Annotated in this window: 19 protein-coding genes; 10 read left to right on the top strand and 9 right to left on the bottom strand. The window is 68.0% G+C overall.

All coding sequences use genetic code 11. The annotated features are described in order from the left end of the window. The first annotated feature begins 44 nt into the window (after positions 1–44). Positions 45–503: an RDD family protein gene (locus PO605_RS25045; protein WP_047471816.1), complete on the top strand. Its 459-nt coding sequence runs from the start codon at positions 45–47 to the stop codon at positions 501–503. 102 nt (positions 504–605) lie between these two features. Here the strand turns inward: PO605_RS25045 and PO605_RS25040 are convergent, their stop codons facing one another. The 4 genes from PO605_RS25040 to sbcD all read right to left on the bottom strand — a co-directional run bounded on the left by PO605_RS25040 (position 606) and on the right by sbcD (position 7,213). Then, on the bottom strand, positions 606–1,214 hold the full coding sequence (locus PO605_RS25040; RefSeq protein ID WP_047471814.1) for a hypothetical protein: 609 nt from the start codon (positions 1,212–1,214) through the stop codon (positions 606–608). 206 nt (positions 1,215–1,420) lie between these two features. Beyond that, the gene (locus PO605_RS25035; RefSeq protein ID WP_026062422.1) at positions 1,421–2,359 is read right to left on the bottom strand and encodes a GSU2403 family nucleotidyltransferase fold protein; all 939 of its coding nucleotides are present in this window, start codon (positions 2,357–2,359) and stop codon (positions 1,421–1,423) included. A gap of 82 nt (positions 2,360–2,441) precedes the next feature. Next, positions 2,442–5,939, bottom strand: coding sequence for an AAA family ATPase (locus tag PO605_RS25030; protein WP_047471811.1), 3,498 nt, complete (start codon positions 5,937–5,939; stop codon positions 2,442–2,444). Then, a complete protein-coding gene (gene sbcD, locus PO605_RS25025) occupies positions 5,936–7,213 on the bottom strand; it encodes an exonuclease subunit SbcD (RefSeq protein WP_272207046.1) in 1,278 nt (425 codons plus the stop codon). The genes PO605_RS25030 and sbcD overlap by 4 nt, the downstream gene beginning before the upstream one ends. 139 nt (positions 7,214–7,352) lie before the next feature. On the opposite strand from sbcD, the gene PO605_RS25020 reads away from it, so the two are divergent. The 4 genes from PO605_RS25020 to PO605_RS25005 all read left to right on the top strand — a co-directional run bounded on the left by PO605_RS25020 (position 7,353) and on the right by PO605_RS25005 (position 10,928). Further along, positions 7,353–7,739, top strand: coding sequence for a VOC family protein (locus PO605_RS25020; protein WP_012202828.1), 387 nt, complete (start codon positions 7,353–7,355; stop codon positions 7,737–7,739). Positions 7,740–7,829: 90 nt separating this feature from the next. Then, positions 7,830–8,441, top strand: a complete 612-nt coding sequence (locus tag PO605_RS25015; protein WP_016449866.1) for a class I SAM-dependent DNA methyltransferase — start codon at positions 7,830–7,832, stop codon at positions 8,439–8,441. Continuing rightward, positions 8,438–9,286, top strand: coding sequence for a tRNA-uridine aminocarboxypropyltransferase (locus PO605_RS25010; protein WP_272207045.1), 849 nt, complete (start codon positions 8,438–8,440; stop codon positions 9,284–9,286). Before PO605_RS25015 ends, PO605_RS25010 begins: the two co-directional genes overlap by 4 nt. 493 nt (positions 9,287–9,779) lie before the next feature. Continuing rightward, a complete protein-coding gene (locus PO605_RS25005; protein ID WP_016449864.1) occupies positions 9,780–10,928 on the top strand; it encodes an acyltransferase family protein in 1,149 nt (382 codons plus the stop codon). A gap of 81 nt (positions 10,929–11,009) precedes the next feature. Here PO605_RS25005 and PO605_RS25000 read toward each other — a convergent pair whose 3' ends face one another. Both PO605_RS25000 and yjjJ read right to left on the bottom strand, forming a co-directional pair. Then, positions 11,010–11,657, bottom strand: coding sequence for a DUF924 family protein (locus PO605_RS25000; protein WP_047472087.1), 648 nt, complete (start codon positions 11,655–11,657; stop codon positions 11,010–11,012). A gap of 200 nt (positions 11,658–11,857) precedes the next feature. Continuing rightward, positions 11,858–13,210 (bottom strand): type II toxin-antitoxin system HipA family toxin YjjJ, encoded by a 1,353-nt coding sequence (gene yjjJ / locus PO605_RS24995; protein ID WP_272207044.1) that lies wholly within the window; start codon positions 13,208–13,210, stop codon positions 11,858–11,860. 497 nt (positions 13,211–13,707) lie between these two features. Between yjjJ and PO605_RS24990 the strand changes: the two genes are divergently transcribed. The 3 genes from PO605_RS24990 (at position 13,708) to PO605_RS24980 (ending at position 16,296) form a co-directional block, all read left to right on the top strand. Further along, positions 13,708–14,157 (top strand): DUF1439 domain-containing protein, encoded by a 450-nt coding sequence (locus PO605_RS24990; RefSeq protein ID WP_223275342.1) that lies wholly within the window; start codon positions 13,708–13,710, stop codon positions 14,155–14,157. Positions 14,158–14,394: 237 nt separating this feature from the next. Continuing rightward, positions 14,395–15,117 (top strand): glutathione S-transferase C-terminal domain-containing protein, encoded by a 723-nt coding sequence (locus PO605_RS24985; protein ID WP_016449860.1) that lies wholly within the window; start codon positions 14,395–14,397, stop codon positions 15,115–15,117. 132 nt (positions 15,118–15,249) lie between these two features. Beyond that, positions 15,250–16,296 (top strand): pirin family protein, encoded by a 1,047-nt coding sequence (locus PO605_RS24980; RefSeq protein ID WP_012202840.1) that lies wholly within the window; start codon positions 15,250–15,252, stop codon positions 16,294–16,296. A gap of 16 nt (positions 16,297–16,312) precedes the next feature. Here the strand turns inward: PO605_RS24980 and PO605_RS24975 are convergent, their stop codons facing one another. Genes PO605_RS24975 through PO605_RS24965 form a run of 3 tightly spaced genes read right to left on the bottom strand, consistent with a single transcriptional unit; the run spans position 16,313 to position 19,215 of the window. Next, on the bottom strand, positions 16,313–16,765 hold the full coding sequence (locus tag PO605_RS24975) for a carboxymuconolactone decarboxylase family protein (RefSeq protein ID WP_016452075.1): 453 nt from the start codon (positions 16,763–16,765) through the stop codon (positions 16,313–16,315). A gap of 16 nt (positions 16,766–16,781) precedes the next feature. Beyond that, positions 16,782–18,182, bottom strand: coding sequence for a lyase family protein (locus PO605_RS24970; RefSeq protein ID WP_272207043.1), 1,401 nt, complete (start codon positions 18,180–18,182; stop codon positions 16,782–16,784). 16 nt (positions 18,183–18,198) lie between these two features. After that, entirely contained in the window at positions 18,199–19,215 is a 1,017-nt protein-coding gene (locus PO605_RS24965) for a Bug family tripartite tricarboxylate transporter substrate binding protein (RefSeq protein WP_047472830.1), read from the bottom strand. A gap of 100 nt (positions 19,216–19,315) precedes the next feature. Here PO605_RS24965 and PO605_RS24960 point away from each other — a divergent pair, with 100 nt between their 5' ends. Together PO605_RS24960 and PO605_RS24955 are read left to right on the top strand one after the other, a co-directional pair. Beyond that, positions 19,316–20,209, top strand: coding sequence for a LysR family transcriptional regulator (locus PO605_RS24960; protein ID WP_047326367.1), 894 nt, complete (start codon positions 19,316–19,318; stop codon positions 20,207–20,209). A gap of 111 nt (positions 20,210–20,320) precedes the next feature. Continuing rightward, a complete protein-coding gene (locus PO605_RS24955) occupies positions 20,321–20,791 on the top strand; it encodes an FKBP-type peptidyl-prolyl cis-trans isomerase (protein ID WP_034399899.1) in 471 nt (156 codons plus the stop codon). The last annotated feature ends 20 nt before the right edge of the window (positions 20,792–20,811 follow it).

The following is a 20,811-nucleotide window of genomic DNA, read 5'->3' as shown; positions in this document are numbered from 1 at the left end:
CGAGGTGGCACACTGGCAGCCCCATATGCCAACCAGGGCGCACCATGCAGGATGACGATCTCGAATACGTGGGCTTCTGGGCCCGCACCGGCGCCGCGCTGATCGACACCGTGATCCTGCTCGTGCTCATGCTGCCGGCCCTGATCTCCATCTACGGATGGGAATACCTGGAGTCCGAAAAACTGTTGCACGGCCCGGCCGATTTCGTCATCTCCTGGGTGCTGCCTGCCATTGCCGTCGTCATCTTCTGGATCAAGAAACAGGCGACGCCGGGCAAGATGATCATCTCCGCCAGGATCGTGGACGCGCAGACCGGCGCGGACATGAGCACACAGCAGGCCGTCATTCGCTACCTGGCCTATTTCGTGTCCATCATCCCGCTGTGCCTGGGGCTGATCTGGGCGGCCTTTGACCCGCGCAAGCAAGGCTGGCACGACAAGATTGCGGGCACCGTGGTGGTCAGGCCCAAGCACCGGGGCGTGCAGCCGGTGAAGTTTCACTGATATCCATATCGCACTGCTCCAGCGCGCTGGCCGTTTGTGCCTCGGCCTGCTTCAACGCCTTCTGGCTGTCTGCCAGGCTGCGGGCAAGGCCCGCCCCGTGGCTCAATCCTCTTCCAACCCCGGCTCGTCCACCACGAAGCCCGAGCCGTCCTCGTCGCAGAACACGCATTGCCGCACGAAGCTGTCCATGCTGCTGGCGTGGAACCAGATCAGGCCCTGGTCTTCGTCGCAAAGCATGTCGGTCTGCTCGTCCACGCTGGCGGCGGCAAAGCCGCTCAGTTCCATTTCTTCGAGGAACTGCTCCAGGTCCTCGCAGCCCGCAAACAGCTCATGGTCCAGGCTGCCGATGCGGCCCTTGAAGGCGCCGTGCAGCACTTCCACGAAGGGGTTGCCGCCGGGGTCATGGCCAATGACCATGAAGTGCGCGGCAAACAGGTTCTCGCGCTGGTGGTCCTCCACGTCGCAGTGCTCCGAGCCTGCGCGGAAGTGGTGCAGGGTGCGCAGCCAGGCGTGGTTGTCGCCGGTCTCGTCGTCGGCCTGCAGGTAGTCCTCGCGGTCGGGCGCCGCTTCGAGCCGGTCGAAGTCCAGGCCGTTCTGCGTGATCAGGAACTGCGCGTAGGCGTCGGAGAAGCCTTGCTCGGCCTGGTATTCGCGCACCGCCTGGGCGTCGGGCAGGGCCAGGCCGAAGGGATTGGGAAAGCGCACTTGCATGGAGCGGTCCTTGAGAAGGAGTGAACGGCGGCCAGGCAGGCCGTGCCCGCAGGATGGTGCAGGCGTTGGGAGGCAGTTTGGTGACAGTTCTGTATTGAGCTGCAGAGCAGAGCAAAGCAGTGGCACGCAATGACTTCCCATATGTGCGTTGAACCCAGGCCTGCCTGCCCACAAATTGCACAGGTCTCAGACGTATCCGAAAGCACTCATAGAGGCAAGTACCCGTCCACCAGCGCTTGCACCACGTCCGCTTGCAGTACATCCCGCCTGCGCTTGATGGCCTCTCGCTCGCGCAGGCCGGCCATCCATCGCTTGAACGCGACGAAGGTTGCCGGGTGGACGGTATGCATGCGCGCCATGGCTCCATTGCTGGCGACGATGACGGCTGAAAACGGTGGCGCATCCAGCAGCACGTTGGCACGCCTGGCCTGGGCCACCCAGAAGTCTTCCTCGGCGTCGCTGAGTTTGATGGGGTGGGGATCGTCTGCCACACGTTCGCGACGGATGATGTCCACTTCAAAACCGTCTTTGTTGACGGCCGTGTAGAGCTGGCTTTTGCGCAGGCGGAACGTGCTGTCCACCTTCTTCAGTACGCCGAGCATGGAGCTGTCTACGCGGGCGAGTTGCGTGGCAAATTGCAGCCGCTTGCGGGTATCCCACAACAGGTCCATGTCGCGCGTGGCCAGGGCATCTGCCTGTAGCCGCAAGCCGGCTGCTGCCTCGTACGCGTAAAGCGCATGCGTTCCTACCACGCGAAAGTGCGGACTCAGCCCGGTGATCGACAGACGGTTGAGCAGCTCCACCACCAGCGGGTCCACCCTGCCTACGCGCAGCGCACGATTCAGTCGCTGGTGCTGGGCCAATGCGGCCTTGAGCCCGGCCAAACGCTCGGCGCTTTCCTGTTTGCGCTGCATGAAGCGTTCATAGATGGCTTCGGTTTCCGGCGTGCGAAGACCGAGGCTGGTTTCGGCGCCCGCAGGCGTGGTGCGGATCAGGTAGCTGGATTGAGGAGACGACGCCGGACCCGCATGCCAATACATGCCACCGCGTACTTGAGCCCCTTCATCCCGGGCTTCTTCCAGGGCTTCGAAGGTGGATACGGCGTCTATGTACTGGCGGGCCGCTGATGGCTGGAGGTCTTGCATTTCGGTATTTTTTTGAGAATTTCTCTTTTATACCGAAATTCTTTTAAAAACAACAGCCTAAGAGATTTTGAAACGCTTCGGATCACGAAGAAACCACCAGCCTCGAATGCCCCACGCCACCGCCTTTCTCCACCCGCACCTGCACGGCGATGCGTTCCTTGAGCGCCTCCACGTGGCTGATGATGCCGATCATCTTGCCGCTGTCGTTGAGCCGGTCCAGCGCGGTGAGTGCGATCTCCAGCGTGTCGGCATCGAGCGTGCCGAAGCCTTCGTCGAGGAACAGGGAGTCGATGGAGGTCTTGTGGCTGACCAGGTCGGACAGCGCCAGGGCCAGGGCCAGGCTGACGAGGAAGGCCTCGCCGCCCGATAGCGTGCGCGTGTCGCGCGGGGTGTCGCCCTGCCAGCTGTCGACGATGTCCAGTTCCAGCTCGCCCTCGGGCTTGCGGCGCAGCAGGTAGCGGCCGTGCAGGCGCGACAGGTGGAGGTTGGCCAGGTGCAGCAGGTGGTCCAGCGTGAGGCCTTGGGCAAAGCGCCGGTATTTGTCCCCCTTGGCCGAGCCGATGAGGCCGTCCAGGTGCTGCCACAGCTCGCTGTCGCTGGCCTGGGCCGCAATGCGCTCGAACAGGGCCTGCTGGCCCTGGCGGCGGCGCTGGTCGTCGGCCAGCTGGGTGCGGACGCCGCCCAGTTGTTCGCTGAGTGCGTTGCGGCGTTCCTCCAGCGTTTGCAGGCGGGCCTGGATTTCTTCGGGCGCCGCCTCGCTCAGGGCCTGGGCCTGCAGTTGCGCGTGCTCGCGCTGTGCGGCTTCGAGCAGGGTGGCAGCGCGCTGTTGTGCCGCCTGCAGTTGCTGGCGCAGCGCGACCAGGCGCTGGCGTTCGGGTGCGGGGAGCAGGGCCTGCAGGTAGGCGGGTTCGTCAGCAAAGGGACTGGCGGCCAGGGCGGCCTGCCATGCGGATTCGGCCTGGGCCGCTTCCTCGCGCTGGCGGGCCAGCGTGGCCTGGGCCTGTTGCTGCTGGCCTTGCAGGGCATCCTGCTGCCGCGTGAGAGCGGCGATGTCGCTGACGCATTCGGCCAGGGCCTGCGGCAGCTGTTCCAGGGGCGGCATGGGGAGTGAAGGCGGCTCTGCCACAGCCGTATCGACGGGATGGTGCTGCGCCGTTCTCTGCACCTCGCACTGTGCCTCCCACTGTGTTTCCGACTGCTTTTTCCAGCGCTGCGCATCGGCCTCGGCCACCTCGCATTCCTTGCGCTGCAAGGCCATCGATTGGGCCAGTTGCTGCAGGTCGTGCCGGGCCTGCTGCCAGTGCTGCCATTCGGCTTCGCGCGCTTCAAGCCAGGGCTGGGCGTCGTCGGGCAGGGTGTGGCCGGCCTCGCCGAGCGAAGCCTGCAACTGCGCGTTCAGCGCCTGGGCTTCGGCCTGCAGGCCGGCGATGGATTGCTGCAGTTCTTCGCGGCGTGCGCTGTGGTCGGCCAGGGCCTGCTGCTGCAGCGCAAGCTGGCCTTGCGCGGTCTGCAGTGTCTGGCGGCTGTGCTGGGCGGCGTCCTTGGCCTGTTGCACGGCCTGCTCGCCTTGCTCGGCGGCCTGCACGGCGCGCTTGAGCGTGTCCAGCTGCCGGGCGCAGGCCTGGGCCGATGCGGCGAGGGTGTCGGCCTGTTGCCAACTGTCTGGCGCGAGTTGCAGGGGTTGCGTGAGGCCCTGCCATGTGTCGTTCCATGTGACGTGCCAGCGTGCGATGTCCTGTTCCAGTTCGTCGGCCTGGCGCTGGCGCGCCGCCTGCGCGGCCGTGGTGGCGGCCAGCGTGGCGCGGGCGGTTTCGCCCTGGGTTTGCAGGGCGTCGAGTTCCTCCTGCTTGTGGCGCAGCGCGGCTTCGGTGGCCGAGGCGTCCAGCGCTTCGTAGGCGGCCACGGCCGGGTGCTCTTGCGCGCCGCACAGCGGGCAGGGCTGGCCGGGCTGCAGGGCGTGGCGGTGCTCGGACAGGCTTTGGATGCGCTGCTCCTGGGCCAGCAGTTTTTGCTTGTCACGGACCTGTTCTCGCACGTCTATGTAGCGCGTGCGCAGGGCTTGCCAGGTGTCCGTCTGCTGCTGCGCCAGTGCTGTTCCTTCGTGCAATTCCCGGGCCAGTGTCTGTTGCTGGCGCGCAAGTTCGCGGCGCTGCGCGGCCTGGGTTTCTGCCTGGCGCCACAGGTGCAGGCGGTCCTGCTCTGCCTGCTCGCGCGCGCGCAGCTCGGCCATGCCGCCGCTGCCTTGAAGGCGCTGCGCCTGTTCGTCCTGCGCGTGCTGGAGTGCGGCGCTGGCGCGGGCCTGGGCATCGGTGGCGGCTTGGACCTGGGCCGCGCCGGCTTCGACGCTTTGCGCCATGCGGGCCTGTTCGGCATCCAGCTTGCGCAGGGCCTGCTGCTGGTGGGCAGCCTGCTGTTGCTGGCTGGCGCGCAGCTTGAACTGCTGGCGCCAGCTGCCCAGGCGCTCGCCCAGCAGGGCATGGGCTGCATGGTGGGTGCAGAACTGTTCCAGCGTTTGGTGCTCGGCCTGCTGGCGGGCCAGGGTGTCTTGCGCAGCCTGGGCCAGGCGGGCGGACAGGGCCTGGGCATGGCGGTGCTGCAGCAGCAGGCGGGCCTGGGTCTGCTGTTCGTGCTCGCGCAGTTGCTGCAGTTGCTGGTGGCTGTCATCGCAGGCGGCGGTGCTGCGCTGCCAGGCCTGGTGCAGCGGCTGCAGCGCCTGCGCGGGCTCGTCATGGGCCAGGCTTTCCAGTTCTGGCGCGGCCTGCTCCAGTGCCTGTGCGGCGTCTGCGCAGCCGGTGCGGGCGGCCTGCAGTGTCTGGGTGGCCTGGGCCAGTTGCTGCTGCCATTGGTGCTGGGCCTGGGTGCGCAGGTAGTCGGCCTGCAGCGTGGCCTGCTCCGTCACCAGGCTGTCGGCCTGGGCCTGCAGGGCATCGCGCGCTTCGGGTGTCAGCAGCTCCACGCCATCGGCCTGGGCCTTGAGCTGGTCCAGGCGCTGGCGGGCGTCGCGGGCGCGTTCGAAGACTTTCTGCGAGATGAGGCCGTAGATCTCGGTGCCTGTCAGCTCTTCCAGCAGGCCGGCGCGCTCATTGGCATTGGCTTGCAGAAAAGCCGCAAAGCCGCCCTGGGCCAGCAGCATGGACTTGGTGAAACGCTGAAAGTCCAGCCCGGTGATGGCGGCGGTCTGCTCGAGCTTGTCGCGCGTCTGGCTGCTGAGGATGCTGCCGTCGCCCCGGGCCAGTTCCACCTTGGGCGCCTGCAGTGCGCCATCCACCCTGTCGCGTGCGCGGCGCTGGCTCCAGAAGGCTCGGTAGACCTGTCCCTTGACCTCGAATTCGACCTCGGCCAGACAGTCGGCCGTGTGGCGCGTCATGAGGTCGTTGGCGGATGCCGAGATGGTCTTCAGGCGCGGTGTCTCGTGGTACAGCGCCAGGCAGATGGCATCGAGCAGGGTGGACTTGCCCGCGCCCGTGGCCCCGGTGATGGCGAACAGGCCGTTGCCCGCGAACGGTGCCTGCGTGAAGTCGATGCGCCATTCGCCCTTGAGCGAGTTGAGATTCTTGAGCCGCAGCGTGAGGATCTTCATGCGCGGGCCTCCTCGCCGTGTTCGCCGGCGCCTGGGTGGGGCGCATCAAGCCCGGCCACCACCTCCTGGTAGCGCCGGGTGAGGGCCTGGGCCAGGCCAGGCTCCAGTGTTTCCAGCGCCAGGCGGCGCTCGAAGACGTCGGCGGGGCTGATCTCGTGCAGCGACTCGCCAGCGGCGGCGGCCATGCCGGCCACCGCCCGGCCGCGCTGGCGCCGCACGCGCAGCAGTTCCACCGGCAGCTCGTCGGCCAGGGCCTGCACGCGGTCGGTAAGCTGGAGCAGGTAGTCGTCCTGCTCCACCACCACCTCCAACCACACGGGCCGTGCAGGGCTGCCGGCCTGGGCGGCGGCGCGCATCAGATCCGGCAAGGCGGTCAGGCTGCCTGCCACCGAGGCCATGGGCTGAAAGCAGGGAACGGGCAGCGGCGTGACGGCCTGCAGCCCTTCGGGGCCCAGGTCCACCAGCAGCATCTGCTTGGACTGGCGGACCTCGTCAAAGCTCAGCGCAATGGGCGAGCCGCTGTAGCGGATGTGCTCCAGGCCGCCCACTTTCTGCGGCTGGTGGATGTGGCCCAGGGCCACGTAGTCGGCGGGCGGAAAGGCCGAGGTGGGGAAGGCGTCCAGCGAGCCCACATAGATTTCGCGCACGGACTCGCTGCTGCTGGCGCCCACGGTGGTGAGGTGGCCCGTGGCGACGATGGGCAGGCGCTCGCCGCGTGTGGCGGCCAGCGCATCACGGCGAGCGATGGCGGCGTCGTGCACGTTGCGGTAGCAGGCCTCGATGGCGGCCTGCAGCGCCTGCTGTTTTTGCTCGGCGCTTTGGCCCGCCTGGCTCAGCATCACGTCGCGCGGGCGCATGAAGGGCAGGGCGCAGACGATGCAGCCAGGCATGGCAGGCTGGCCCGGCCGGCGCCGCAGCGGCAACTCCACCACGTGGCTGGCCGTCTCGCCCACGGCGGCAACCACGGTGGTGTCCAGGCAGGCCAGCAGCTCGCGGTTCTCCGCCAGCGTGGCCACGGAGTCATGGTTGCCGCCCAGCAGCAGCAGGGCCACGCCCGCCGCGTGCAGGCGCACCACGAGCTGGCTGTACAGCTCGCGCGCATAGCTGGGCGGCGCGCCGGTGTCGAAGATATCGCCCGCGATGAGCACGGCATCCACCGCCTGGGCATCGACCTGCTCCAGCAGCCAGTCGATGAGCGCAGCGTGCTCTGCCTGGCGGCTCTTGCCCATGAAGTGCTGGCCCAGATGCCAGTCGGAAGTGTGAAGAAGGCGCATGGTTTCGGTATCGCGGTATCGGTCCAATGTCCGCCGGCTCTGGCGGGGGCGACAGTATGGTCGCTGGCGCGCATGGGTGACAGCAGGACGGCTTGCCGCAGCTAACATCCCGGTTCGCATCAACCAAGGAGACACAGGCATGTTCAGCCACGTCATGGTCGGGGTCAACGACCTCGAAAAATCCAAGCAGTTCTACGACGCATTCCTGGGCGCGCTCGGCATTGCGCCGGGCATGGCCAACAAGAACCGCTATTTCTACCGCAGCGCGGGCGGCACGTTTGCCATTTCCACACCGATCAACGGCGAGGCCGCCTGCCACGGCAATGGCGCGACCATCGGCTTTGCGACGCAGTCGCCCGAGCAGGCCGACGCGGCCCATGCCGCCGCCGTGGCAGCCGGGGGCGTGACCTGCGAGGATCCGCCCGGCTGGCGCGAGGCTTCGCCCGGTGGCCGGCTGTACTTGGCCTATGTGCGGGATCTGGATGGCAACAAGCTGTGTCTGTTGCATCGGCCGCCGAAGGCCTGAGCGAATACCGCATCCCGGCATATACAAACCCCTCTGCGCCATACTCCCGCCCGAACGCGCCCACCGGGCGCTCACCCCCAAGGAGAATGCGTGCAATCAGCAAGTGACCAGTGGTTCGACGAGGCGTACTACCAGCGCTACTACTTCGACAAGAAGACCAGTGTGGTCGACACCGAGCATGTGAACCGGCTGGGCGCTTTCGTGTGTTCCTATCTGAACTATGTGCGGGTGCCGGTGCGCCGCGTGCTGGATGTGGGCTGCGGCATCGGTCTGTGGCGCGAGGCGGTGCAGCGCCACTTCCCCGGTGCCAGCTACCACGGCGTGGAGTTCAGCGAGTACCTGTGCGGGCGCTTCGGCTGGGAGCGCGGCTCGGTGGTGGACTATGCGGCGCATGATCCTGCAGAGCCCTTCGATCTGGTGATCTGCCAGGGCGTGCTGCCCTATCTGAGCCCGCCGGATCTCAAGCGCGCGCTGGCCAATCTGGGGCGGTTGAGCCGAGGCGGTCTGTATGTGGAGGCGGTGGCGCGCGAGGATTACGAACGCGGCGTGATCGATGAGGATCTGACCGATCCGCGCCTGTTCCGCCACCGGGCCGATCTGTACCGGCGCGGGCTGGCCGAGCATTTCAAGGAACTGGGCGGCGGCGTGTGGCTGAGCCGCCGCGCCGAGCTGCCGCTGTTCGAGCTGGAAAGCGTGGGATGAGCATGGAGCTGCCTGACCAGGCTCCGGCGTCTCCGGTGCCCCTGTCCTATTTGCGTGGCGTGGATTCGGGCGTGGCGCCGCATGCGGTGTCGCGCCTGCGCACGCAGCGGCTGGCGCGCAGCACGCGGCCGTTCCTGTCGCGCGGCGGGCCGCGCGGCGAGCGCTGCGAGGGTTGCCGGCTGCGGCCTTCGCACTGCATCTGCGCGCTGCGTCCCATGCTGCCGACGCGGGCGGGTTTTTGCCTGCTGATGCACGATGCCGAGCCGCTCAAGCCCAGCAACACGGGCTGGCTGATCGCCGATGTGGTGGAGCAGACGCACGCCTTCGGCTGGGCGCGCACCGAGGCCGATGCGGGCCTGCTGGCGCTGCTTGCCGATCCGCAGTGGCAGCCCTATGTGGTGTTTCCCGGTGAGTTCGTACAGCCGCCGCAGCGCGTGGTGCACACGCTGCCGGTGCCCCATGCCGCGGTCGTGCCGGGCCAGGAGCGGCGCCCGCTGTTCATCCTGCTGGATGCGACCTGGCCCGAGGCGCGCAAGATGTTCCGCAAGAGCCCTTACCTGGACCGCTTTCCGGTGCTGAGCCTGCACCCGGACCAGGTCTCGCAGTACCGCCTGCGCCGCTCCCAGCGCGAAGACCACTTCTGCACCAGCGAGGTGGCCGCCCTGTGCCTGGAGCTGACGGGCGATGCGGGCGACCGGCGCGCGGGCCGCGCGCTGGAGAGCTACCTGGCGCTGTTCACCGAGCACTATCTGCGCGCCAAGAACCAGCAGCCGGTGCAGGCAGACAGTGCCGCGCACCGGGGTCTGCAGGACGCCGTCTCATCCCGCTGTACGCCTGAAGAATAAAAACGATAGCGGTAAACGCTTGTGTTCATTGGGATTGGCGTAGTTTTGTTCCAAATTGTTGACGGCACATCCATCGCCCAGGCCCGGTGCGCGCCGGCGGCTTCACGGGGTGGAATGGGCCAGGGTGCAGCGGCGCCAGCACAAACCTCCTGTTACGTTCTGGCTGCAGGGCGCCTCCCATACTCGCGGCGTGCGAAGAAAGGCGGGTGGACGGCAGGGCGGGGCATCGGATCCCGGGCTGAATGTCCATCGAACCTCGTCCCCGGGCGGTGATGGCTAGAATTGGATTTCGCTGAAATTCATCGGCCTGGCCCCGCTCAAGCGGGGCTTGTTCGTGCACGCAGGGCTGTCCGTCGAGGTGGCCCGCATCCTCAGGGCGCGCCGCACCGCGGCACGCGGATTGCTGTTCACCGCATCCGCCGGGAACCTTGGGACGTGCCGTCTCTCTTATCGCGCTGGACCATGCGTTGCACCCTTCGGGGCCGGCTGCGCCATGGCCGCGTGCTCCATTTTCTTGGGGTTTGTTCATGGCTCGGGGCCCATTGCTCCGGCGTTGGAAAGGTGTCCGGTTTTGGTGGTCAAGGATTTCAAACTGCGCTACAACCCCGCCCTTGACGGGCTGCGGGGCGTGGCGATCCTGTTGGTGATCTTGTCGCACTCCCATGCGCCTCTGTTTGATGGCGCGTTCTTCGGGGTCGACCTGTTTTTCGTGCTCAGCGGCTATCTGATCACTTCGCTGCTGCTGATGGAAAACGATTCCGAGGGCCGCATCGGCTTCTGGCGCTTTTACCGCCGCCGCTTCTTCCGCCTGATGCCGGCGCTGGCCCTGTTTCTGGCCGCGTACTGCATCTTCGCGCCCATGCTGTGGCCGGACCTGAACGACATCTACTCCGATGCGCTGGTCTCCATCCTCTATCTGGCCGACTACGGCATCGCCTTCTTCGACAGCCCGGACACGCTGCTGCACATGTGGTCGCTGTCGGTGGAGGAGCACTTCTACCTGATCTGGCCGCCGCTGCTGGTGCTTCTGCTGCGCTTTTCCAAGCCGGGCCGCCTGTGGCGCCCGATTGCCCTGCTGTGGGCGCTGAGCTGGCTGTGGCGCGTGTACTGGGTGGACCAGGGTCAGCACTTCTATGAGATCTTCTTCCGCTTCGACACCCGCGCCTCGGGCCTGTTCGCCGGTGCGCTGCTGGCGGCGCTGATGATCGAGCGCCCGGACTTCATCGCTGCGCTGAAGGCGCGCATGCACCACGCCATGTGGGTGCCGCTGGCCGTGCCGCTGTTGATGGCGCTGCAATGGGACAACCAGGACGCCATGGTCTGGGGCATCACCGTGGTGGAGTGCGCGGCCGTTGTGCTGCTGGTGGCGGTGAGCCAGGGCTCGGGCCTGGTCTACGACATGCTGTCGTCGCCCATGCTGGTGAAGCTGGGACGCCTGTCCTATGGCGTCTATCTCTGGCACTACCCGGTTGTGCGCTATCTGCGCGCCGACTTCTCGTGGCCCGTGGTCGTGGTGCTGGGCCTGGCGATCTCGGTGGTGCTGTCGGCGCTGTCCTTCTACACCATCGAGCGCTGGGCGCTGCGCATGCGCGATGGCGAGCGCAAGGGCGGCGAGCGCCAGCCGCAGGCGCAGCCGGCCTGAATGCCGGCAGCGCGCCGAAAGCAAAAAAGGGAACGTTGGCACGTTCCCTTTTTTTGTGGGTGAAGGAGATCCGCTGCGCTCTCAGAACCCTGCGCCGGGCTGGGACAGGTACTGCAGTTCCTCGGGCGTGCTGGTGCGGCCCAGGATGGCATTGCGGTGCGGAAAGCGGCCGTAGCGCACGATGACGTCGCGGTGCCTGTGGGCGTAGTCCAGCGTGCCGGCCAGGAACTCGCGCACGCCCTCGCCGACAGCGTCACCGGCCTGGTCGGCCAGGGCCTGGAAGGCGGCCACGCTGCGGTTCTGCAGGGCCAGGTCCTCGGCATGCTCCAGCGGCAGGTAGCAGAAGATGCGGGCCACGGCGGGCAGGTCGGCATGCCGGTCATGGCCCTGGGCGATGCCGTCCAGCGCCAGCTGCAGCGCCTGCGGGTCGCCCGCAAAGCTGCGCGCCGTGCCCCGGAACAGGTTGCGCGTGAACTGGTCCAGCAGCACGATCAGCGCCAGCCTGCCCAGCGCCGTGCCGGCCCAGGCGTCGAGTCGGCCGGCCAGCGCGTCTTCGACCAGGGCGCCGAAGCGCTCGCGGATCTGGTTGTCGGTGGCATCGGACTTGATGAACCACAGGTTCTTGCAGGCCAGGGCGCTTGCATTGTCGGGGCGGGTGGAGCCCAGCCAGTAGCCGAGCACGTCGGCAATGCGGGGGTCTGCGGCGGAGGGGGGTGCAATGCTGGTCATCGGGGGCCCGTGTCTGGTCGGATGAGGAAAGCTTCGATTGTGCAGGCTGTGGCGGGCCGAGGCTGTGGATGGCCGGTTCTACGCAGATGGATAACAGTTTGTGCAGAGGTTTTTCCAACCAATATGCACAGATTTTTCAAGAGGATTTCTATTGGTTATCAACAGGTGATGTCATTGATTCCATTGGAGGTGATTGAAAATCAGGCGGCAAGGGAATCAAGATTGCTTTCGGCAATACTGCGGAATTCCCCGGAGATGCGCGCATCCTGCGCCACGGCCCGCCAGAAGCGCCGCGCCAGTGCCTGGGCGCGCGGCCATTCGGCCAGCGTGGCGGCCGTGGGGCGCGGGGGCTGGGCGCTGAAGTCGCGCTCCACGATCTCGCCATTGATGGGCATGTAGAGCATGGGCAGCATGTCGTAGGTGGGCGACAGCGCCCAGTCGCCCTGCGGCTGCGGCAGCACGAAGGAGATGTTGCCGTAGTGCCGGTCGGTGTTGGCGATGAGTTGGCCGTAGGCCTCGAGCAGGCGCAGGCTGCGCGCATCGGTCTCGGTGATGAGGCCACGCGCCGCCAGGCGGCTGGCCGTGGCGGCCCAGTTGTCCACCTCGCCCACGTACTGGGCATTGAGCACCTGCAGGGAGACCATGCCTATGCGTCCGGGGTTGCGGTCCGGCGGCGGTGCGCAGCCCGGCTCGGGCTGGCTGCGATCGAAGCGCTCCGATTCGAGAAAGGCCCGGCCGCCATCAATGAACAGCCGCGTGCGCGCGGCGGGCAGGCCGTCTTCGGCCAGGGTCTGCAGCGCCAGATGCTCGCAGACCAGCAGGTCGCGTATGCGCTGCTCGGCCGGCGCGTCGCCTGCCGGGGAGAACTTGACGATGACGCTGCGCCCGGCCGTGGTGCAGCAGAACTTGGGCTGCTCGCCGCCCGCCGACGAGCCCGGATGCGTGCCCTGCATGGCCTGCATGGCCAGGCGCGGATACTCGGCCGGCGACTCGGCGCGCAGCGCGCGGGCGGGCAGGGTGTGGAAGCGCTCGAACGCGGCTTCGCCCACGATGAGGTTGCCCGGCAGGTCCTCGCCGAATCGGGCCAGGGCGCGCAGCACGTCGTCCTCGCCCCATTGGCGCGGGTCGCCACCCAACTGCAGTTCGGGATGGCTGTGCGCAAAGTTGCGGCCGATGAAGCCCTGGGGCCGCATGTCGTCCAGGAACCAGGGCAGGCCGTCGTGCTGCTCGCTGAGGCCATCGGCCTCGTCCACCCAGAAGCCGCCGCCGTGCAGCGCGATCATGCGGCCGAAGGGCGATGCGTGGCCTTCGGTATCCACGCGCATGATGGCCACCTCGGCGCCCACGCCCGCCACTTGGCGCGGCAGCACATAGCGCTGCGTGCGCGCCGCACCCACCTTGCGCACCTGGCCCGACCGGATCAGCGGCGCCAGCGCGCGCGACACGGTGGGCTGGCTCACGCCCAGCATCTGCTGCAGCTCGCGCGCCGCCAGCGCACCGCCCTGGCGGCGCAGTGCCGCCAGTACCTGGGTGGAGAGGTCTTCCAAGGCCATGGGAATCAATTGATGAATGAATAAAAATAGGGAGTAATTTATTAAAAATCAATGATTTATGCAAATCAATGAATGAATATATGAATAGATTCATGCGCCGGTGGAGGGCCGTGCCCAAGGCCGCGGCAAAGCTGGGCGGGCGGGAGGGCCGGCCAGAAGGATTGGGTGATGTTTCCGTACGGATGGCGGTACTGCCTATGTCCGATGGGCACTCGCTGTGAAGCGCCTTCGCGCAGGTGCCGGGCAACACCCACTGCAGGGACAGGGAATAGCCCCTGGCGGGACAATGCCGATCTCAAAAAACATAGCGCCATGCGTATGGCATGCATGGCGCTTCAGGGTTTCGTGTCGGGCTTTCTGGGGCTTGTGCTGTCGTGATGAATCGCCGCTTTTTGTTGATGGTCCTGGCCGCGGGCTGCAGCCTGGCTGCGACCGGATGTTCGGGAAAGTCCGGGCCTGGAAATGTCTCGATTTCGCGGCAAAGGCTGCAGGAGGTGGTGGCCCAGCGCTTTCCACGGCAATTCCCCGTGGCCGGCATGCTGCAGCTCAAGCTGCATTCGCCGGTGCTGGGATTGCTGCCCGAGCGCAACGCGCTCAATGCGGTGTTGCAGGCCGATCTGTCGGGACCCGTGCTCAAGCAAGCCTATGGCGGCCATCTGAACCTGGACTTCGCGCTGCGCTACGAGCCCACGGACCGCACGCTGCGCGCCCACCAGATCAAGGTCAACAGCCTGGTCATCAACGACCTGGCCCCCGCCATGAGCGACATGATCACCACCTACGCCAGCGCCCTGGCCGAGCAGGCGCTGGGCCAGCTCGTGCTCTACCAGCTGCAGGACAAGGACCTGGCCCTGATGGACTCTCTGAACATGGAGCCCGGCGCCATCACGGTGACGCCGGACGGCCTGAGCGTGGCCCTGGTCCAGAAGCCCGTCGCGCCGCGCTGAGAGCTGTGCCGGGCGGGCGATGCACGGTTCAGCCGTGCGCCTCCATCCGAGCGCCTCGGTAGCCGGTGCATGGCGGCGAGCGGGGAGACTGGCCATGCAATCTGCGTGGGTTGTCATGACCCGGCGGCAGGGCCGGGTCCGCCGTTATTTGGCGTGCCAAGCATGGCTGGGCGCCGAACGCTACGATGCAGCGGCCATCGATTTCTTGGCGAACCCGTCCAGCCTTCAAGGTGCCCCATGACTCCACAGAATCCGCTTTCCGCCTTTTCCGTCACGCGCAAGTGGCCGGCCATGCAGCCGGACCGCATCCAGCTGTATTCCCTGCCCACGCCCAACGGCGTCAAGGTGTCGATCGCTCTGGAGGAGATGGGCCTGCCGTATGAGGCGCACCGCGTGGGCTTCGAGAGCAATGACCAGCTCTCGCCCGAGTTCGTGGACACCTTTCCCAACAACAAGATCCCGGCCATCCTGGACCCGCAGGGTCCGGGCGGAAAGCCGCTGGCGCTGTTCGAGTCGGGCGCCATCCTGGTCTACCTGGCCGAGAAGTCCGGCAGCCCGCTGCTGCCCGCCGACCCGGCCGCGCGCTATGAAACGCTGCAGTGGCTGATGTTCCAGATGGGTGGCGTCGGCCCCATGTTCGGCCAGCTGGGGTTCTTCCACAAATTCGCGGGCAAGGACTTCGAGGACAAGCGCCCGCGCGACCGCTACGTGAACGAGTCCGTGCGCCTGCTGGGTGTGCTGGAGCGCCGCCTCGCAGGCCGCGCCTGGGTGATGGGCGAGCAATTCACCATTGCCGACATCGCCCTGTGGCCCTGGGTGCGCAACATGGTGGTGGAGCAGGGCTACAACGCGGCCGAACTGCTGGGCTGGGAGCGCTTTCCCGAGCTGCAGCGCGTGCTGGCCGCCTTCGTGGCGCGCCCGGCCGTGCAAAAGGGCCTGGTGACGCCGCCGCGCAACTGACCCGGCGGGCGTTGCATTCCTGGGCCGCACTGTCCCAGCCATGGTGGCTTTCAAAACCGGCGCGGGGGCCGCATCTGTCCGAGAATGCAGCGCCCCCTTTTTTCTTGCGGGCGCAGCCTCACAGGAGCCACGATGACCGCAGCCACCACCCCCGTCCTCCAAAGCCAGCCGCTGGGCCCGCTGTGGCCCACCATGGACCCCTTCCTGTTCTGTGCCCACCATGACGATGCCTATCCGCCCAGCGATGGCCGACTGGGCGTGCAGGCCGTGGACCTGGAAGGCCGCCAGATGGGCAGCGACTTCAGCCGCAAGGACGGCTTTTCCATGTACCACGGCGATGGCGTGCCGGGCTTTCCCGGCCATCCGCACCGCGGCTTCGAGACCGTGACCCTGGTGCGCAAGGGCCTGATCGACCATTCCGATTCGCTGGGCGCGGCCGCGCGCTTTGGCGGCGGCGACGTGCAGTGGCTGACGGCCGGCAAGGGAATCCAGCATTCGGAGATGTTCCCGCTGCTCAACAGCGACGCGCCCAATCCGCTGGAGCTGTTCCAGATCTGGCTGAACCTGCCTGCGCGCTCCAAGATGGTGGAGCCGCACTTCACCATGTTCTGGAATGAGCGCATCCCGCGCCTGGAGCACGCAGACGCCGCAGGCCGCAGGACCGTGGTCACCGTGGTCGCAGGCAGCCTGCCCGGCACGGCGGCCGCCCTGCCTCCGCCGCCCGAATCCTGGGCCTCGCAACCCGAGGGCGACGTGGCCATCTGGACGCTGCGCCTGGAGCCCGGCGCACGCTGGACGCTGCCGCGCGCAGCCGGCGCGGACACGCAACGCATGCTGTATTTCTTTGCAGGCCAGGCACTGCAGGTCGGGCCCACGGCCCTGGCCCAGCATGCGGCCCTGCATGTGGATGCCACGCAGGACTGGGAGCTGCACAACAGCGGCGCCGACGCCGTGGAATGCCTGGTGCTGCAGGGCCGCCCCATTGGCGAGAGCGTGGCGCAGTACGGCCCCTTCGTGATGAACACGCAGCAGGAAATCATGCAGGCCATGCAGGACTACCGGCGCACCCAGTTCGGCGGATGGCCCTGGGCCGAGCAGGACCCGGTGCATGGCGCAGAGAACCGGCGCTTTGCGCGCTACCCGGGCGCTGCGGCCGAGGAACAGCCGCCGGCCGCCTGAGTCCGGTCAGGCCGCGTCAGGCCGTGTCTGAGGGTGGATGAAAGCTGGCCGGCGCGGGCGTGCGCCCCAGCTCCTTGAGGATCTTCAGCGTGATGGCCATGCCGGTGTTGCCTGCGGGCACGCCGGCATAGACGGCGGTCTGCAGCAGCACTTCGCGGATGGTGTCCAGGTCCAGCGGCGCGGCCTCGGCATCGGCCGGATCGGCCAGCAGGCCGGTGCGGATGTGCAGCTCGAACTCTTCCCAGCGGCCCATGGAGGCCGTGATGGCCAGCACCATGATGCGGCGCGTGCGGCGCTCCAGGCCGGGGCGGCTCCAGATGCCGTCCCAGGCATAGGCCGTGATCATGCGCTGGAACTCCACATTCAGTTCGTTGGCGCGCGCCACGGATTGGTCCACCCATTCATCACCCAGCACGCGGCGGCGGTTGGCAAGGCCGCGCTGCAGGGCGTCGGCGGAAGGTTCGGTCATGGCGGGGGTTCCTGTGTCAAGCATGGGCATGGGCATGGGCATGGGCATTGGCGTTGGCGTTGGCGTTGGCGTGGGTCTGCGGCGCTGCCAGCAGCGCCAGGCACGCATCATGCGATGCCTGCACGGCGCGGGCCGGGTCGCAGGCCCGGGCCAGCGCATCTTGCAGCGCTTGCAGGGCTGCTGCGTCCAGCCGGGGCGCGGCCCATTCGGCCAGCAGCAGGCGCAGCTCGCGCCCCTGCTCCAGCGCCTGCGGGGCCAGCAGCTCCACGGCGGCCAGGGCCTCGGGCTTGCCCGTCCAGGGCGCCATGGCGTGCACGCAGGCCTCTGAAAACACCAGTCCGTGCAGGCCCCGCACATGGCCCAGCATGCGCTGCGGATGCACCTGCAGCGACTGGGCGGCCTGGCGCAATGCGGCGGCGGCGCCATGCACATGGCGCCACAGGTCGGGCCAGTGCGCGACCTCGGCCTGCCACTCGCCCAGCGCGCGTTCATGGGCCTGGGCCATGCAGCCCAGCAGCAGGGCCGCGAGTTGGGGGATGGCCTGGGCCTGTGCCACCGCCTGCATCAGGTGCACGGGATTGCGCTTGTGCGGCATGGCGCTGGAGGTGCTGCCGCGCGGCGCCTCGGCGATCTCGCCCACCTCGTACTGCGCCATCAGCGACCAGTCCCGGGCCAGCTTGGCCAGGCTGCCGCCGCACACAGCCGCTTCCATGGCCAGGCGCATCCAGTCGTCGCGCTGCGTATGCCAGCTGCGGTCGCAGGCCGACAGGCCCAGGCGCCGGGCCAGTGCCTGCTCCACCTCGGCACGGTGGCTTCCCAGCACGGCGCCATTGCCCACGGCGCCGCCCAATTGCACGCACAGCGCAGCGGTGGCAAGCCTTTCAAACTGTTCGATGCTGCGGCCCACGGCGGCAGCCGACTGCGCGCACTTGAATCCGAAGCTGGTGATCTGCGCGGGCTGCAGCAGGCTGCGCGCCAGCATGGGCGTGGCCGCGTGCGTGCGGGCCAGGGCCTGCAGTGCGCACTGCAGCGCGTCCAGCTCGGCCAGCAGCGCCTGCAGGGCCTGCTGCGTGAGCAGGGCCTGCGCCGTGTCCACGGCGTCCTGCGTGGTCGCGCCCCAGTGCAGCCAGGGCAGGCCTTCCGGGGCGTGGGCCTGCAGCCACTGCTGCAGCGGCCGCACCACGGCCAGGCCCAGCGCGCCGCTGGCGCGTGCCTGCTCCACCACGCCTTCGCACGTGAGCGGCGCCTGCGCGCAGGCGCGCGCAATGGCCTCGGCGGCCGGGCGCGGCACCAGGCCGCAGTCGGCCTGGGCCTGGGCCAGCGCGCTCTCGAAGCGCAGTAGCGCGTCCAGCCAGCGCGCGTCTGCAAACCAGTGGCCGCTGTCGGCCGGGCCCAGATAGTCCTTCACCAATGACATGCTGTCCTTGCCGGTCTCAGGCCGTGGCGCCCGAGGCCTTGATCACGGCGGCCCACTTGGCGCTCTCCACCTGGATGCGGGCCGCGTACTGCGCGCCATCGCCCAGCAGCGGCACGGCGCCCTCGATGCCCAGGCGCGACTGGAAGGACTCGGCAGACGCCACCTTGAGGACGTCGCGCCCCAGCGCGCGCACCGTCTCGGCGGGCGTGCCCTTGGGCGCGAGGATGCCGTAGGTCAGCGAGCTCTCGAAGTCGGCCAGCGCACGCACGCCGGACTCGGCCACCGTGGGCACGTCGGGCAGCTGGGGCTGGCGTTTGGCGCCAGTCACGGCCAGGGCGCGCAGCTTGCCGGCCTTCACCAGGGCCATGGCCGCGGGAATCACGCCAAAGCTGAAGTCCACATTGCCGCCCACCAGGTCGGTCAGCGACGGGGCCGTGCCCTTGTACGGCACGTGGATGGCCTTGGCGCCCAGCGCGTGGGCGAACATCTCGCCCGTCAGGTGGCCGCCCGTGCCCGAGCCGCTGGAGGCGTAGTTCATCTCGCCGCTGCGCTTGCGCATCTGCTCGGCCAGATCGGCCACGCTGCGCACGGGCGAGGAAGCCGGCACCACCAGCAGCAGGGCCGACGAGGCGAACATGGCCACCGGCTGCAGATCGGTGGCCGCATTGAACTTGAGGCCCGGATACAGCGAGGGATTGATGGACACCGTGCCCGTATGGCCCAGCAGCCAGGTGCTGCCGTCGCCGGCCGCACGCACCACGGCTTCCGTGCCAAGATTGCCGCCCGCGCCGGCCTTGTTCTCCACGATCATCCCGTAGCCGAAGGACTCGTTGAGGCCATGCGCCATCTGCCGCGCGAACACATCGTTGCCGCCGCCCGGCGCAAACGGCACCACCAGGCGGCTGCCGCGCTTTTGGGCCCAGGCCGGCAGCGCACAGGCGGCCAGCGCGGCGGCGGCGGTGGACAGCCACATCCGGCGCGGCAAAGAGGTCTGAGAGGCTTGAGCGGTTTGAGCGGTGGGCCGGGAATCCATGCGTCTGTCTCCTGAAATAGTCGTTGTCACGCAGTGTGGTGCAACGCAGCCTGGGAAAACAGCAGTTGCATCTGCGTTGTGATTCAAGAAAATGTGTGAAATGGACGTGAGATACATACACAATTTCTTGAGAGTGGTGGACACCGGCTCCATGTCCGAAGCCGCTCGCCAGCTGGACCTGAGCCCCTCGGCCATTGCCCAGCAAATGCGCGTGCTGGAGGGCGAGCTGGGTGCGCCGTTGCTGGTGCGCCATGGCCGCAGCGTGCGCGCCACCGAGGCGGGCGAGCGGCTGTTCGAGCGTGGCCGCCAGCTGCTGCAGGACTTCGAGGGCCTGCGCGAGTGGGTGGCCTCCGACGCGGACGGCGGCGAGCTGCGGCTGGGCACCGTGAACACGGCGCTGCACGGCTTTGTGCCCGCCGTGATGCGGGCCTTCGTGGCGCGCCACGCCGAGGTGCGCATCAGCGTGCGTGCCGGCCTCACGCCCGAGCTGTACACGGCCCTGGTCCAGTCCGAGCTGGACGTGCTGATCTGCCTGCAACCCTCATTCGACCTGCCCAAGACCGTGTGCTGGGCCGAGCTGCGCCAGGAGCCTTTGGTCGTGCTGTGCCGCGCCCGGGATGCGCAGCAGGACCCGCTGGCCCTGCTGCGCACCCGGCCTCTGGTGCGCTACGACCGCTCCCTGGCCGGTGGCCGGCTGGCCGACCGCTACCTGCGCGCCCAGGGCATTGCGCCGCTGGAGCGCATGGAGCTGAACTCGGTGCTGGCCGTGGCCATGATGGTGGACCAGGGGCTGGGCGTGGGCCTGGTGCCCGACATCGGCCCCGTGCTCTCCCAGGGCCGCGACGTGCGCGTGCTGGCGCTGCCCGATCAGGCCGGCGGCGAGGGCCCCCGGCCTGCCGATGCGCGCAAGGTCGGCCTGCTGTGGCTGAACACCTCGGCCCGCGCGCGCTGGGCGCGCAGCCTGCTCGAATGCGCGCGCGAGTGCCTGGGCTGAGGCTGGGCAGCCGGTGAACCCCCGGTCCCGACGCTGGAATGCCCCAGGTCGCCGACAATGGCGGCTTTGCGCGGCGCGCCTTTTGCGCTGCGGTTTTCCAAGGCCTTTGCCATGAACATCACCAAAGACACCGCCGTCACCATCAACTACAAGATCACCGACAAGCTGGGCAAGCTGCTCGACAAGGGCGACGTGGCCTATCTGCATGGCGGCTACGACAACATCTTCGCCAAGGTGGAAGCCGCCCTGGACGGCAAGGCCGTGGGCGACACGCTGACCGTGGACCTGGCCGTGGAAGACGCCTTCGGCGCGCGCGACGAGAGCCTGACCCGCACCATCCCCAAGGGCGAGTTCCCACCCGGCGTGAAGGTCGGCGGCCAGCTGCGCGGCACGGATGACCAGGGCCAGCCCCAGATCTACCACGTGGTCAAGATCAAGGGCCCCGTGGTGCTGCTGGACGGCAACCACCCGCTGGCCGGCATGGCGCTGCACTTTGCCTGCAAGGTCACCGAAGTGCGCGCGGCCAAGCCCGAGGAAATCGAGCACCGCCACGTGCACGGCGGCCACGGCCACCACCATTGAGAGGCAGGGCCGGGTACACC

Source organism: Delftia sp. DT-2 (assembly GCF_028401915.1).
GTDB lineage: Bacteria > Pseudomonadota > Gammaproteobacteria > Burkholderiales > Burkholderiaceae_C > Comamonas > Comamonas tsuruhatensis.
The sequence above is the reverse complement of the archived record's forward strand: the minus strand, read 5'-3'. Positions and strand labels throughout refer to the sequence as shown.